Below are 14117 nucleotides of genomic sequence, written 5' to 3'. Positions count from 1 at the left end.
CAGCACGCTCGCTCCTACAGACATGCACCGTCCCTGTAGGAGCCAGCTTGCTGGCGATGGCGCCCACCCTGACACACCGCATTGCGAATGCAGCAATTCTGCACAATAAGAAATGGAGTTGTAGTGATGAAAATGCTTGGCAGGACACTGTTCGCCAAAACCATGCTGACCCTGTCCTTGATGGGCACGATGGTGACCGGCGCTCAAGCCAGCGACAAGGAGCTGCGTGTCTACAACTGGTCGGACTATATCGCCCCGGACACCCTGAAGAAGTTCGAGGCCGAAACCGGCATCCACGTCATCTACGATGTCTTCGACAGCAACGAAACCCTGGAAGCGCGCCTGCTCACCGGCAAGTCCGGCTATGACATCGTGGTCCCGTCCAACAGCTTTATGGCCAAGCAGATCAAGGCCGGGGTCTACCAGGCACTGGACAAGTCGCGGCTGCCGAACTGGAAGAACCTCAACCCGGTGCTGTTGCAGAACGTCGCCGCCAGCGACCCGGACAACGCCCACGCCTTCCCGTACATGTGGGGCTCGATCGGCATCGGCTACAACCCGGACAAGGTCAAGGCGGTGCTCGGTAGCGACGCGCCGACCAACTCCTGGGACCTGCTGTTCAAGCCGGAGAACGCCGAGAAGCTCAAGGCTTGCGGCATCAGCTTCCTCGACTCGCCGACGGAAATGCTCCCCGCCGCCCTGCACTACCTGGGCTACCCGGTGACCAGCAAGGACAAGGCGCAGATCCTCGAGGCCGAGGCGCTGTTCATGAAGATCCGTCCTTCGGTGACCTACTTCCATTCCTCCAAGTACATCTCCGACCTGGCCAACGGCAATATCTGCGTGGCCGTGGGTTACTCCGGCGACGTGCTGCAGGCCCGCTCGCGCGCCGAAGAGGCCGGCAACAAGGAAAAGGTCGCCTTCAGCATTCCCAAGGAAGGCGCCGGCAGCTTCTACGACATGATGGCCATGCCCAAGGACGCGGCCAACGTCGACAACGCCTACCTGTTCATGAACTTCCTGATGCGCCCGGACATCATCGCCGAGGTCACCAACAGCCTCGGCTACAGCAACGCCAACGCCGCCGCCACGCCGCTGGTGGACGAAGCCATCCGCAACGACCCGGCCTCGTACCCGCCGCAGGCCGTGCTCGCCACCCTGTACGCGGTGCCCGACCAGCCGATCGCCATCCAGCGCGTGATGAACCGCGGCTGGACGCGGATCAAGCTCGGCAAATGACACCCCGCGCCCGCCATCGCGGCGGGCGCCGCTGCCCTCTTCCGTTCAGTCGCGCCTTACCACCGCGACACACCTGCGAACGGGCTCGCCTGGCTCCCTCGGTTCAGGTGACTCCTTGGCGCCCTCCTCGGGCGCCTTTTTTGCTTTTAGCCCCCACACAAAACCCTGTAGCCGCTGCCGCAGGCTGCGATCGGCCCAAAGGGGCACGGCGATCTCAAGACCCATGAAGGCCCTGCGGGCCTTATCGCAGCCTCGCAGGCTCGGCAGCGGCTACAAGGGCGCTGCCAGGCTTCATGTAGCCGCTGCCGCAGGCTGCGTACGCCCCGCAGGGGCGCAACGATCTCAAGACCCATGAAGCCCCTGCGGGCCTTATCGCAGCCTCGCAGGCTCGGCAGCGGCTACAGGGCACGCCCTTGGATGGGGCGTTTTCCGGGAAGAAACGATTCAGTGGCGTTTTTCCTTCTGTGGGTGCCGCTTTCAACCTTGCCCCTTCGTTCACTCTCTACGATTCTGTAGAGACCCCCTCGGGGCGGCGCCAGGCCGCCTTGGGCAAAACAACAGGAGCGCCCCATGAAGAGCGTCGCTGAAGTACTGAAGTTGAAGGCCAAGCACAACCAGCAAGTGCACACCATCGCGCCCCACCAGATGGTGCTCGAAGCACTGATGCTGATGGCCGAGAAGAACGTCGGCGCCCTGCCCGTGATGCAGAACGGCGAAGTGGTCGGGGTGATCAGCGAACGCGACTACGCGCGCAAACTGGTGCTGCACGGCCGCTCCTCGGTGGGCACGCCGGTCAGCGCGATCATGAGCTCGCCGGTGATCACCGTGGACTCGCACCAGAGCGTGGAAACCTGCATGGGCATCATGACCGACAGCCACCTGCGGCACCTGCCGGTGGTGGAGGACGGCCAGCTGCTGGGCCTGCTGTCGATCGGCGACCTGGTCAAGGAAGCCATCGCCGAACAGGCCGACCTGATCCGCCAGTTGGAACAGTACATTCGCGGCGAGTAAGCCCTCCCCTCACTACTACCATCCCCCCGCAGGAGCCGGCTTGCCGACGAAGAGGCCCACCGGCCGGCTCCTGCACAGCCAAACCATTGCAGCATCCCGCCGACGCGGTTCGGCGCAATCGGGCACCCTAGCATCACCCCTCATCGACTGTGGCAAGGCCAGGTTAGCGGCGTATACTTTGGCAAATTTTGTCAACAGTGGACAAAACCATGAGCACCATGAACATTTCCCTGCCAGAAGCCCTCAAGGCCTTCGTCGACGATCAGGTCAGCCAGCGGGGCTACAGCACCAGCAGCGAGTATGTACGGGAGCTGATCCGCAAGGATCAGGATCGACAGCACCTGCGCGGTCTGCTGCTGGCGGGTGCTGAATCGGCGCCTGGCGCTCCTGTGGATGATCGTTACTTCGACGCCCTTCGCGACAGGGTCCGTAAGGAATGAAGGCACAGCGGGTCATTCCAAGGGCCCTGGCCAATCAGGATGTAGAAGACGCTATCAATTACTACCTGGCTCAACAGGCCGAGCAGGCGGCCCTGGGCTTCATCGACGACCTGCAAGCCGCCTATGCGCATATCGCCCGGCATCCGGCCTCAGGCCTTTCCCGCTACACCCATGAGCTCGATTTGCCAGGGCTTCTCTACTGGCCATTGAGTCGCTATCCCTATCTGGTGTTCTACACCCGGCACGACGACCACATTGACGTGTGGCGCGTCCTGCACACCATGCGGGACATTCCCGCCTCGCTGACGCAAAGCCCAGCACACTGAACGACCAGCAGCGTTCAATTGCACCGGCCTTGCCGGCTATCGCGAGCAATCGAGCGTCGACCGGCTGCTCCTACGGAGGCACGCCATGCGTAGCCCCTTACCAGGCGCCGTTTAACCCGCGGTGAAAAACTGCCGCCCATCGCGCTTGAGCAAATCCAAAAGCAACTGGGCCGCCGGCGACAGGTAACCTTCGGTCCGCACCAGTACCACGATGCTGCGATGCATGCGGGTTTGCGCCAGCGGCACTTCCCGCAGGTGGGCGATGCCCTTGAAGTCGTCCAGGGTTTCCCGGGCCAGGAAGCTCAGCAGCCCGGTCTTGGCGATCAGCCGCGGCAGCAGGGAAATGGTGTTGGTCTCGATCTGCACCGCCGGTAGTGGCAGCTGGTGGCTCTGGAACACATTGTCGATCCAGCGGCGGGCCGAGACCCCGGTTCCCGGCAGTACCCAACGGTAGTCGCACAGGTCTTGCAGGCGCATCGGCGTGTCGAACACCGGATGGTCGCGGCTGGCCACCACCACGGCCTGGTCTTCGAACAGAGTGTGATGGTTCAGGTGCGGGTCACCCTCGGACAGCGGGCAGATCACCATGTCCAGGCGCCCCGAACGCAGGGACTCGCGGAGCACGTCGTCCTGGCCGATCACCAGGTTCAGGGTGATGTCCGGGGCGCGCTCCAGCAGCGTTGCGGTCATCTGCGGCAGCAAGTGCTCGGCCATGCTGGCGGCACAGCCCAGGCGGATATTGCCGAGCACGCCGCTGGCAAAATCGCGCACCTCGCGATGGGTCTCGGCGATGTTCTGCTGCAACTGCCGAGCGCGCTGTTGCAGCAACTGGCCCACCGCCGTCAGCTTGATCCGCCGCCCGTCACGCTCGAACAGCTTGGTGCCGAAGGACTCCTCCAGGCGCTGGATGCTCTTGGTCAGCGCCGGCTGGCTGCGATTGAGCTTCTGCGCCGCGCGCCCGAGGTGCCCGAGCTCGGCGATGGTTTCGAAATAGGTCAGGTCGCGCAGGTCCATGATCGATAAACCAGAGTTATTGGTTGATCACAATTAGAAACTGGACTTGATCAATTGCGCTATCAATAATTTGCTCCGAAGCGCTGGTAGCAACGGTCCCGCAACAGGAACGGCCAGCGCGCTGGAGAATGCCCTTGCCTCGTCCCTCGCCTTTGTCCCTGTCTGCCTGGCCCCTTGCCCTGCAATGGCTGGCGCTGCTGATCCTCGCCGGCAGCGCCGGGCAGTTGCTGAACCACTTCGAGGTGCCCGCCGGGCAGTTTCTCGGGCCGATGCTGGTGGCCATCGGTTTCGGCGTCAGCGGCGCCAGCATCCGCGTGCCGCGCCAGGCCTTTCGCCTCGGCCAGGGTTCGGTCGGGGTCCTGGCCGCCCACTCCATGACCATGGCCGTGCTGGCCTCGATGGCCCAGTCCTGGCATGTGATGCTGTTCGCCACCGTGCTCACCGTCTGCCTCAGTGCCCTGGTCGGCCTGGCGCTGGTGCGCCTCGGCGGTCTGCCACCCAGCACCGCGGCCTGGGGCACCGCGCCGGGGGCGGCCTCGGCCATGGTCGCGATGGCCGACGACTTCGGCGCCGACTCGCGGGTGGTGGCCACCATGCAGTACGTGCGAGTGGTCTGCGTGGTGATGATCGGCGCCCTGGCCGGCCACTGGATCGGCGTCCCGGCCGGCAGCAGCCAGGCCCACAGCACCGAGGTGGTCCTGCAGACCTTCACCCTGCTCAACCTCGGCCTGACCCTGGGCACCATCGTGCTCGGTGTACTGCTCGGCTCACGGGTGCCGGCCGGGGCCCTGCTGGTACCGCTGCTGATCGGCGGCGCCTTGCAGATCTCCGGGCTGCTGCACATCACCCTGCCCGGCTGGCTGCTGGCCCTGGCCTATGGCGCCATCGGCTGCTACATCGGCCTGCGCTTCGACCGGCCGACCGTGCGCTACGTCTGGACCCGCCTGCCGGCGATGATCTTCGGCGCGGTGCTGCTGATCGCCCTCTGCGCACTGTCGGCCTGGCTGCTGGCGCACTGGCTGGACAAGGATTTCCTCTCGGTCTACCTCGCCACCAGCCCCGGCGGCCTGGACGCCATGACGATCATCGCGGTGGACACCCACTCCGACGTCGGCCTGGTGCTGGCCATGCAGACCCTGCGGCTGTTCGCGGTGATCGTCAGCGGCGCTTTTTTCGCCCGGCTGATCATCAAGTGGTCGCGCTGAATCCTGGAGCCGCGCGTCTTTAAACACTCTGAAATAGTAAATCCAAGCGCTATCCGCCCTTCCCTGGCCCCGCCGCCAGGCGCCTGAATACGGGTTTCAAGCCACCGTCCTGCAGCACCCCGGGCCGTTTCGCCAGCGACCCGGGAGCTTATTTCCTTCTCGAATAAGAAACGTCTTGCCGCCGGCTGTTGTTACCATGACGCACATTTGCGTGAAGATTTAATGACTGGCAGGTTTTTCGTGAATTTCATCCGGCGTGTTTTCCATCATCCCCTGGCCCCCCTCGGCGCACTGCTGAGCCTGGTGCTGCTCGTGCCCCTGGTGGCGCGCGCGCTGCTCGGCTGGTCCGATCCCCTGGGCTATCTCTCCGACCTGGGCACCGCGGGCCTGTTGACCCTGCTGCTGTACCGCCGGCCCTGGTGGCTGGCCCTGCCGGTGCTGCTGGTGTGGAGCCTGCTGAGCATCGCCAGCGCCGAGCTGGTCAGCGCCGTGGGCCGCCTGCCCAATGCCTCCGACCTGCATTACCTGTTCGACCCGCAGTTCGTCGGCAACTCCACCGGCGGCGGCCTGGCTCATCCCTGGCTGGCGGCGGCGCTGCTGTCCGGGCTGGCGTTGTGGCTGGGCGTGCAATGGGCGGCCCGCGGCACCCGCGCCCCGCGCTTGCCGCGCCATGCCTGGACCGCCCCGGCGCTGCTGTGGCTGGCCCATGGCGGCATGCAATACCTGAACCCCAGCGAAGCCGATCAATGGCGCCTGTTCAACCTGCCGCACCAGTTGCTCGCGGCCGCCGCCGGCCAGGGCCAGGTACAGCTGGAGCAATGGCTGGAAGGCGATGTGCCCGAACTGCCGGTGCAGATGGCCGGCCTGACCCAGCTCGACCTCGACGGCGAGCCGCTGCTGGCCGCCCCGGGCCAGGCGCGCAACGTGCTGGTGATCACCCTGGAAGGCATTCCCGGGGCCTATATCAAGACCAACCGCGAGGCCCTGCACAGCCGCTACCAGGACAACCTGATGCCCAAGCTCAGCGCCTGGGCCGAACGCGGCATGAACACCCCGGACTATGTATTGCACAGCCACCAGACCATCCGCGGCCTGTACGCCATGCTCTGCGGCGACTACGACAAGCTCGACAACGGTACGCCCAAGGGCATCGAGCTGCTGACCCAGAGCCAGCGCAACCAGGCCTGCCTGCCGGCGCAGTTGCGCAAGCAGGGTTTCAACACCCATTACCTGCAAGGCGCCGGCCTGCGCTTCATGGCCAAAGACAAGATCATGCCGCACATCGGCTTCGACTCGACCCACGGCCTGGAGTGGTTCAGCAACGCCAACTACCTGGACTTCCCCTGGGGCAAGGACGACAAGGCTTTCTTCGAAGGCGCGCTGGACTATGTCGGCCAGCTGAAAAAGCAGAAGCAGCCGTGGATGCTCACCCTGCTGACCGTCGGCACCCACCAGCCCTACTCCGCGCCGGAGGACTACCTCAACCGCTTCGACACGCCCAAGCAGGCCGCGGTGGCCTACCTGGACGATGCCATCGGTGAGTTCATGGACCAGCTGGAGCGCCAGGGCGTGCTCAAGGACACCCTGGTGGTAATCACCTCGGACGAGTCCCACGGCATCGATGGCGTACGCCTGGCCTCGTCCTGGGGCTTCAACCTGATGCTCGCCCCGGAGCAGGCGCAGTTGCCCAGGCTCAAGTCCGGGACCTACGGTCATGTCGACCTGAGCGCCTCGGTGCTCGACTACTTCGGCTTCCAGGTGCCGGACAGCCTCAGCGGTCGCTCGCTATTTCGCGACTACGCCCTGGGCCGGGAGATCATGTCCTACACCAACGGCAAGCTGCGTTATCACGATGGCCAGGGCACCCTGACCGAGTGCGATTTCCAGCAGCGCTGCCGCTACTACTCAAGCACCGGTTTCATCGCCGACAGCGCCACCTTCAAGGGCCAGTACGGCGGCCTGCGGGCGCGCCAGATCAGCGCCCGGGCCGAGGGCCTGGACCGCACCCTGCTGCAATCGCCGCTGAACCTGCACTACCAGTTCGGCAGCCCGGCGATCATCCCGCTACAGGCGCAAATCAAGGATGACTGGGCCGACAACCTGATCGGCGCGCAGTACCTGGAAATGCCCAAGGGCTCGCTGACCCGCGTGCGCTTCACCGTGCGCTCGGCCGACCCACAGCAGAACGCCTACATCCTGCTCAAGGGCAAGGAGCGCGAGCAGGACGTGGCCCTGGGCCTGCCGGAAGAGATGCTGGTCACCCCCGACCAGCCGCTGGAAATGGACTTCAGCTTCGCCAACCCGGAATCGCGCAAGGCCTTCTCCTTCCACCTGCTGGGCTACGGCCTGGGCGCGGTGGAAGTCAGTGACTTCAGCGTGATCACCGAACTGCCGGGGCAAGAGCAAGACAGCGAAGAACCCCAGGACGACAACCCGCACGCCTCTTGAATCGCCGCTCCGGGACGCTGGGCGGCAGCACCACCGTCCAGCTCCCGCGCCCTTGTCTAAACTCCTCGTCAGGCACAAGGTATGGCCTCGCTGCGGTCCGCAGCGCCACCGCCGGAGTACGAGGACGCACATGACCGACACCCTGGACACCCCTCTGGAGCAGCTGCAGCGACTGATGGCCGAGCGCCCCTTCATGGTCCTCACTGGCGCCGGCATCAGCACCCCTTCGGGGATTCCCGATTACCGCGACAACGACGGCGTGCGGCGCGGCCAGCAACCGATGATGTACCAGGAGTTCCTGGCCGAGCCCAAGGCCCGGCGTCGCTACTGGGCACGGGCCATGCTCGGCTGGCCGCGGATCCGCCAGGCCCGGCCGAACGCAGCCCATGAGGCCCTGGCGCATTTACAGGCGCGGCAGAAAATCGCCGGCTTGATCACCCAGAACGTCGACACCCTGCACGACCAGGCCGGCAGCCGCGACGTGATCGAACTGCACGGCAACCTGCACCGGGTGGTCTGCCTGGATTGCAGCCAACACAGCGATCGGCAGGCGATCCAGCAATTGCTGGAACTGCACAATCCCTACCTGGCCGGCGTCGACGCGGTGCAGGCGCCCGACGGCGACACCCTGCTCGACCCGGTGTTCGAGGAACGTTTCCAGGTGCCCCGCTGCCCTCATTGCGATGGCGAGCGGCTGAAACCGGATGTGGTGTTCTTCGGCGAAAACATGGCCCAGGCCACCGCGGCCAAGGCCATGCACAGCATCGAGCAGGCCGCCGGCCTGCTGGTGGTGGGTTCGTCGCTGATGGCCTATTCGGCCTTTCGCCTGTGCAAGGTCATGGCCGACCAGGGCAAGCCGCTGATCGCCATCAACTTCGGCAAGACCCGCGCCGACGAGCTGCTGGACCTGAAGATCGCCGCCTCCTGCGAGCAACTGTTGCCGCTGCTGGCCGAGCGCCTGACCTCCTAGGCAACCCCCGACAGGCGCTCGGCCAGACCGGCCCCGCGCAGAATGTCGAACAGCGCCTGGGCCGCGCTGGACAGTTCATGCCCGGGATTGGTCAGCACGCCGATGGCGCGTTCCACCACCGGGTCGCGCAGGGTGATGCAGCGCGCGCCCAGCTCGCGCATCTGTCCGGCGCACAGGGCCGGCACCGCGCTCACACCGAGGCCGCTGGCGACCATGCGCCCCACCGTCGCCAGTTGATGGCTTTCGAATTCCACCGGCAGTTTCATCTCCCGTGCCAACAAATGCTCTTCAAGCATCACCCGCACCGTGGACGGCCGTTGCAGGGTAATGAAGGGCTGTTCCAGCAGCGATTGCCAGTCGATGTCCTTCAGGTCGGCCAGGGGCGAATCGCTGGGCACCACGGCGACGAAACGGTCGATGTACAGCGGGGTGAATTGCAGCGACGCGCTTTGCTGCGGCTCGAAGGCCACCCCCAATTCCACCTGGCGGTCGCGGACCATCTCCAGCACCTGCTCGTTGATCACGTCGTTGACCGTGACGTTGACCTGCGGGTAGCGCGCGCGAAAGGTCTTGAGGATCGGCGGCAGCAGGTTGCCGGCAAAGGACGGCATGGCCGCCAGGGTCACCCGCCCGCGCTGCAGGGTGAAGCGCTGGCGCAGTTCGTCCTCGGCGTTGTCCCAATCGGCGATCAGGCGCCGCGCCAGAGGCACCAGCGCCTCGCCTTCCGGGGTCAGGGCGACGTTGCGCGTATTACGGCTGAACAGCCGCCCGCCGAGGCCGTCCTCCAGGGCCTTGATGGTCAGGCTCAGGGCCGACTGCGACAGGTGCAGGCGTTCGCAGGCCACGGCGAAACTCAGGCTCTGGGCCACCGCCAGGAAGGCACGGATCTGTTTGACGGTCATCGAAAGCTCCAAGAGAGAGGCAGCTGCAAGTTGCAAGCTAGAAGCTAGAAGCGGCTTGTGGCTTGTGGCTTGTGGCTTGTGGCTTGTGGCTTGTGGCTTGTGGCTTGTGGCTTGTGGCTTGCAGCCAATTATTCTGTTTTATAAATCAATCAACCTTAAAAATAAACTTAACAAATGAATGCCTCGGCGCAACACTGCGGTTCACTCTCTTCATACGGCCAGCCAGCCGGCTGGCAACGCAAATACCAATAACAAGAGGATGTGCAGATGGCAGGTTTCGACAAGCGCGTAGCGTCCTATGAGGAAGCCCTCGAAGGTCTCAAGGACGGCATGACCGTGATCTCCGGCGGCTTCGGCCTGTGCGGCATTCCGGAAAACCTGATCGCCGAGATCAAGCGTCGCGGCACCCGCGACCTGACCGTGGTCTCCAACAACTGCGGCGTCGACGGCTTCGGCCTCGGCGTGCTCCTGGAAGACCGGCAGATCAGCAAGGTGGTGGCCTCCTACGTCGGTGAAAACGCCCTGTTCGAGAAGCAGCTGCTGAGCGGCGAAATCGAAGTGGTGCTGACCCCGCAAGGCACCCTGGCCGAGAAAATGCGTGCCGGTGGCGCCGGCATCCCGGCCTTCTTCACCGCCACCGGCGTCGGCACCCCGGTCGCCGACGGCAAGGAAACCCGTGAATTCAACGGCCGCGCCTACCTGATGGAAGAGTCCATCACCGGCGACTTCGCCATCGTCAAAGGCTGGAAAGCCGACCACTTCGGCAACGTGGTCTACCGCCACACCGCGCAGAACTTCAACCCGCTGGCCGCCACCGCCGGCAAGATCACCGTGGTCGAGGTCGAAGAGATCGTCGAGCCGGGCGAGCTGGACCCGACGCAGATCCACACCCCCGGCATCTACGTCGACCGGATCATTTGCGGCACGTTCGAAAAACGTATCGAACAGCGCACCGTGCGCAAGTAATCGCTCGCCCAACGACTGACGGAGAATAAAAAATGGCTCTTACCCGCGAACAAATGGCTCAACGCGTCGCCCGCGAACTGCAGGACGGCTTCTACGTGAACCTCGGCATCGGCATCCCGACCCTGGTGGCCAACTACATCCCCGACGGCATGGAAGTGATGCTGCAATCGGAAAACGGCCTGCTCGGCATGGGCGCCTTCCCCACCGACGACGAAGTCGACGCGGACATGATCAACGCCGGCAAGCAGACCGTCACCGCGCGCATCGGCGCGTCGATTTTCTCTTCCGCCGAATCCTTCGCGATGATCCGTGGCGGCCATATCGACCTCACCGTGCTCGGCGCCTTCGAGGTCGACGTGCAAGGCAACATCGCCTCGTGGATGATCCCCGGCAAGCTGGTCAAGGGCATGGGCGGCGCCATGGACCTGGTGGCCGGCGCGGACAACATCATCGTCACCATGACCCACGCCTCGAAAGACGGCGAGTCGAAACTGCTGTCGCGCTGCAGCCTGCCGCTGACCGGCGCCAACTGCATCAAGCGCGTGCTGACCGACCTGGCTTACCTGGAGATCGAGAACGGCGCGTTCATCCTCAAGGAGCGCGCCCCGGGCGTGAGCGTCGAGGAAATCGTCAGCAAGACCGCCGGCAAGCTGATCGTGCCGGCCCACGTGCCTGAAATGCAGTTCGCCTGAGGAGCAACCAGACCATGCAAGACGTCGTAATCGTTGCCGCCACCCGCACCGCGGTCGGCAGTTTCCAGGGTTCGCTGGCGAACATTCCCGCGGTCGATCTCGGCGCCGCGGTGATCCGCCAGCTGTTGGCCCAGACCGGCCTGGACGGTGCCCAGGTCGATGAAGTGATCATGGGCCAGGTGCTCACCGCCGGCGCCGGGCAGAACCCCGCGCGCCAGGCCGCGATCAAGGCCGGCCTGCCCCACGCCGTGCCGGCCCTGACCCTGAACAAGGTCTGCGGCTCCGGCCTCAAGGCCCTGCACCTGGGCGCCCAGGCGATCCGCTGCGGCGACGCCGAAGTGATCATCGCCGGCGGCCAGGAGAACATGAGCCTGGCCAATTACGTGCTGCCCGGTGCCCGCACCGGTCTGCGCATGGGTCACAGCCAGATCGTCGATACCATGATCAGCGACGGCCTGTGGGACGCCTTCAACGACTACCACATGGGCATCACCGCCGAGAACCTGGTGGACAAATACGCCATCAGCCGCGAAGCCCAGGACGCCTTTGCCGCCGCCTCGCAACAGAAGGCCGTGGCCGCCATCGAGGGCGGGCGCTTCGTCGATGAGATCACCCCGATCCTGATTCCCCAGCGCAAGGGCGAGCCCGTGGCCTTCGCCACCGACGAACAACCGCGCGCCGGCACCACCGCCGAATCCCTGGGCAAGCTCAAGCCGGCCTTCAAGAAGGACGGCACGGTCACCGCCGGCAACGCCTCGTCGCTGAACGACGGCGCCGCCGCGGTGATCCTGATGAGCGCCGCCAAGGCCCGGGCCCTGGGCCTGCCGGTGCTGGCGAAGATCGCCGCCTACGCCAACGCCGGGGTCGACCCGGCGATCATGGGCATCGGCCCGGTGTCGGCCACCCGCCGCTGCCTGGACAAGGCCGGCTGGTCCCTGGAGCAGTTGGACCTGATCGAGGCCAACGAAGCCTTCGCCGCCCAGGCGCTGTCGGTGGGCAAGGAGCTGGGCTGGGACGCGAGCAAGGTCAACGTCAACGGCGGCGCCATCGCCCTCGGCCACCCGATCGGCGCCTCGGGCTGCCGGGTACTGGTGACCCTGCTGCATGAAATGCTCAAGCGCGATGCCAAGAAAGGCCTGGCCACCCTGTGCATCGGTGGCGGCCAGGGCGTGGCGCTGGCCATCGAACGCTAACGCTTACCGCGCACCACGGCCGGCCCTCGGACCCACGACATCCGGCGGCTGGCCGGCAATACGCCCGGCGCACCCCATGGTGCGCCGGGTTCATTTTGCGGCCCGGCAGACGCCGGACAGAGGCCGCTGGCAGCCCCCCATCCGTCAGCTACATTCAACTCATGCGGCTGGCGAGACTCGTTTTCCGCTCCTTCCTGCCCACTGACTCACGGCTGAAACAGTCCAGGCCGGTGCGTGAAGCCTTATCCGTCGAAGCCGGATCACAGCGCTCAAGCCCGCATGGGCAGAGCCCGGTATGCCACCCAGTCCTTCGCCTGCTTCATCGACCCGATAACGAGGAGCGGAACATGCGCCCGATCAGATGCCTGCTCTACACCGGCTTTTGCATAGTGCTGGCGGGGCTGGCCAGCCTCCAGGCCAGTGCCGGCCCCTCCTTCGACGCGGACAGAAAAGGACTCGAGAAACTCTCGACCAACGCCGGCGCCGAGCTGCACCGAGGCTTGCAGAAATTCCACGAAATGCTGATGTACCTCGAACTGCGGGACACCCTGCATGCCACCGAGGCCAAGGCAGCGGCCCTGGAGCACTTCAACGAGTCGGTCGCCCTGTACAAGAAAGTCACTGCAAGCGCCCCCGAGCAGAAGATCCTCTACCAGCCCCGGGATGACAGTGAAAAAGACGCCATCAGCGCCTTCCAGAAGCGCTTGCAAGAGTTGGATATCGCGGTGCCCGACACCGAGAAGCAGCTGGCCAGCCTGGCGGTCACTGTGGTGACCCGGCATATCCATGCGCTGGAAAGGTCCAGCTTCAAGGCGACCAAGGCCGACTACACCCCCTTGCGCAAGGTCCTGCGCTCACAGGCCCTGTTGCTCGACCTGGGCATCCTCAGCTCGATTGTCTGGAGCCTGTCGGTCGACCAACCCGCTGGGGCCAGCTAAGTCACTGATCAAGGATCGAATCATGAAAAAAAGGATTGCTTCTGTACTTCTCGGCATCTTTCTCCTGAGCGTCTGCACGCTACTGGCCCTCTATTGGCCCACTGGCATAGAAACAAACATACGCAACGAAATAGGTAAATCGGCCCTGCATCTGTTGGTGGTATCGGTGATCGGCACGATTATTTCGCTGCTGGTCTTTGAATATCAGCGAGAACGACAAACTATCGATAGAAATGCAGAGCAGGCCCGTCAAGCCAGCGAAAAAAAGCGTGACCAGCAACAAAAGCACTTCGAATACCGCGAGTCGCTTTTGATCTCCGCGCTTTCCCGAACCGCGAACGCCTACAGCAGGGCCAAAAAAGCCCGGCGAGTGACCAGGGCGCATATGACGCTCACAGGAACGACACGCCAGCTTTCGCTGGCCCAATACGACAGTTTTTTTGACTTGATCAATGAGGCCCAACTGGATCTGGAGAACCTCAAGCGGGATATCCGGACCATTGCCAAGACCTTAAGCGCCCCTGAAAACCTGATTGAAAAACTGAACACAATGGATAGCTATCTGGGGGAGCTGATAACGGAATATGAAGACTCTCGACAGAAATTCATCGGAACGCTCCCCACCCTCCCTCTCAGTGACTTTCCGTTACTGGATAACTACGTCAGGCCAGCGAACAGCAGCTTCATGTCCGCAATGGTTACGCCGTACAGCGAGATCCAGGCCACCATTCGTAGCGACCTGCTTCATCCCAACCTGCCCTAAGCGGGCCGAC

General features: G+C 64.3%; 14 protein-coding genes. 12 read left to right on the top strand and 2 right to left on the bottom strand.

The genetic code is table 11. From position 1 onward, the window contains the following. Positions 1–126 precede the first annotated feature (126 nt). From AC07Y9_RS29255 to AC07Y9_RS29240, 4 genes are all read left to right on the top strand, one after another. The gene (locus tag AC07Y9_RS29255) at positions 127–1239 is read left to right on the top strand and encodes a polyamine ABC transporter substrate-binding protein (protein ID WP_101337460.1); all 1113 of its coding nucleotides are present in this window, start codon (positions 127–129) and stop codon (positions 1237–1239) included. 570 nt (positions 1240–1809) lie between these two features. Next, positions 1810–2250 carry a CBS domain-containing protein gene (locus AC07Y9_RS29250; protein WP_007930897.1) on the top strand — a complete coding sequence of 147 codons (441 nt, stop codon included), beginning with the start codon at positions 1810–1812 and terminating at the stop codon, positions 2248–2250. A gap of 209 nt (positions 2251–2459) precedes the next feature. After that, positions 2460–2690 (top strand): type II toxin-antitoxin system ParD family antitoxin, encoded by a 231-nt coding sequence (locus AC07Y9_RS29245; RefSeq protein WP_007930895.1) that lies wholly within the window; start codon positions 2460–2462, stop codon positions 2688–2690. Next, positions 2687–3016, top strand: coding sequence for a type II toxin-antitoxin system RelE/ParE family toxin (locus AC07Y9_RS29240; protein WP_102681361.1), 330 nt, complete (start codon positions 2687–2689; stop codon positions 3014–3016). The genes AC07Y9_RS29245 and AC07Y9_RS29240 overlap by 4 nt, the downstream gene beginning before the upstream one ends. Before the next feature lie 111 nt (positions 3017–3127). Here the strand turns inward: AC07Y9_RS29240 and AC07Y9_RS29235 are convergent, their stop codons facing one another. After that, a complete protein-coding gene (locus tag AC07Y9_RS29235; RefSeq protein ID WP_102681362.1) occupies positions 3128–4030 on the bottom strand; it encodes a LysR family transcriptional regulator in 903 nt (300 codons plus the stop codon). A 128-nt stretch (positions 4031–4158) separates the two neighbouring features. Here AC07Y9_RS29235 and AC07Y9_RS29230 point away from each other — a divergent pair, with 128 nt between their 5' ends. The 3 genes from AC07Y9_RS29230 (at position 4159) to AC07Y9_RS29220 (ending at position 8653) form a co-directional block, all read left to right on the top strand. Continuing rightward, positions 4159–5235, top strand: a complete 1077-nt coding sequence (locus AC07Y9_RS29230; RefSeq protein ID WP_102681363.1) for an AbrB family transcriptional regulator — start codon at positions 4159–4161, stop codon at positions 5233–5235. Between the two features lie 222 nt (positions 5236–5457). Continuing rightward, a complete protein-coding gene (locus AC07Y9_RS29225; protein WP_102681364.1) occupies positions 5458–7683 on the top strand; it encodes an LTA synthase family protein in 2226 nt (741 codons plus the stop codon). A gap of 130 nt (positions 7684–7813) precedes the next feature. Further along, positions 7814–8653, top strand: coding sequence for an NAD-dependent protein deacetylase (locus AC07Y9_RS29220; protein ID WP_102681365.1), 840 nt, complete (start codon positions 7814–7816; stop codon positions 8651–8653). Here AC07Y9_RS29220 and AC07Y9_RS29215 read toward each other — a convergent pair. Then, positions 8650–9555: a LysR family transcriptional regulator gene (locus AC07Y9_RS29215; RefSeq protein WP_102681366.1), complete on the bottom strand. Its 906-nt coding sequence runs from the start codon at positions 9553–9555 to the stop codon at positions 8650–8652. The two genes, AC07Y9_RS29220 and AC07Y9_RS29215, sit on opposite strands and share 4 nt — an antisense overlap. Before the next feature lie 267 nt (positions 9556–9822). On the opposite strand from AC07Y9_RS29215, the gene AC07Y9_RS29210 reads away from it, so the two are divergent. From AC07Y9_RS29210 to AC07Y9_RS29190, 5 genes are all read left to right on the top strand, one after another. Next, positions 9823–10521, top strand: coding sequence for a CoA transferase subunit A (locus AC07Y9_RS29210; protein WP_007920583.1), 699 nt, complete (start codon positions 9823–9825; stop codon positions 10519–10521). A gap of 32 nt (positions 10522–10553) precedes the next feature. Beyond that, a complete protein-coding gene (locus AC07Y9_RS29205; RefSeq protein ID WP_007920581.1) occupies positions 10554–11213 on the top strand; it encodes a CoA transferase subunit B in 660 nt (219 codons plus the stop codon). Between the two features lie 14 nt (positions 11214–11227). After that, entirely contained in the window at positions 11228–12406 is a 1179-nt protein-coding gene (locus tag AC07Y9_RS29200; protein ID WP_087088263.1) for an acetyl-CoA C-acetyltransferase, read from the top strand. A gap of 347 nt (positions 12407–12753) precedes the next feature. Continuing rightward, positions 12754–13344, top strand: a complete 591-nt coding sequence (locus AC07Y9_RS29195) for a hypothetical protein (RefSeq protein WP_102681436.1) — start codon at positions 12754–12756, stop codon at positions 13342–13344. A gap of 22 nt (positions 13345–13366) precedes the next feature. Continuing rightward, positions 13367–14107, top strand: coding sequence for a hypothetical protein (locus tag AC07Y9_RS29190; protein ID WP_102681437.1), 741 nt, complete (start codon positions 13367–13369; stop codon positions 14105–14107). Positions 14108–14117: the final 10 nt, after the last annotated feature.

The organism is Pseudomonas sp. GW456-L12 (genome assembly GCF_059424045.1).
This window is presented reverse-complemented; position numbering and strand designations above follow the sequence as displayed.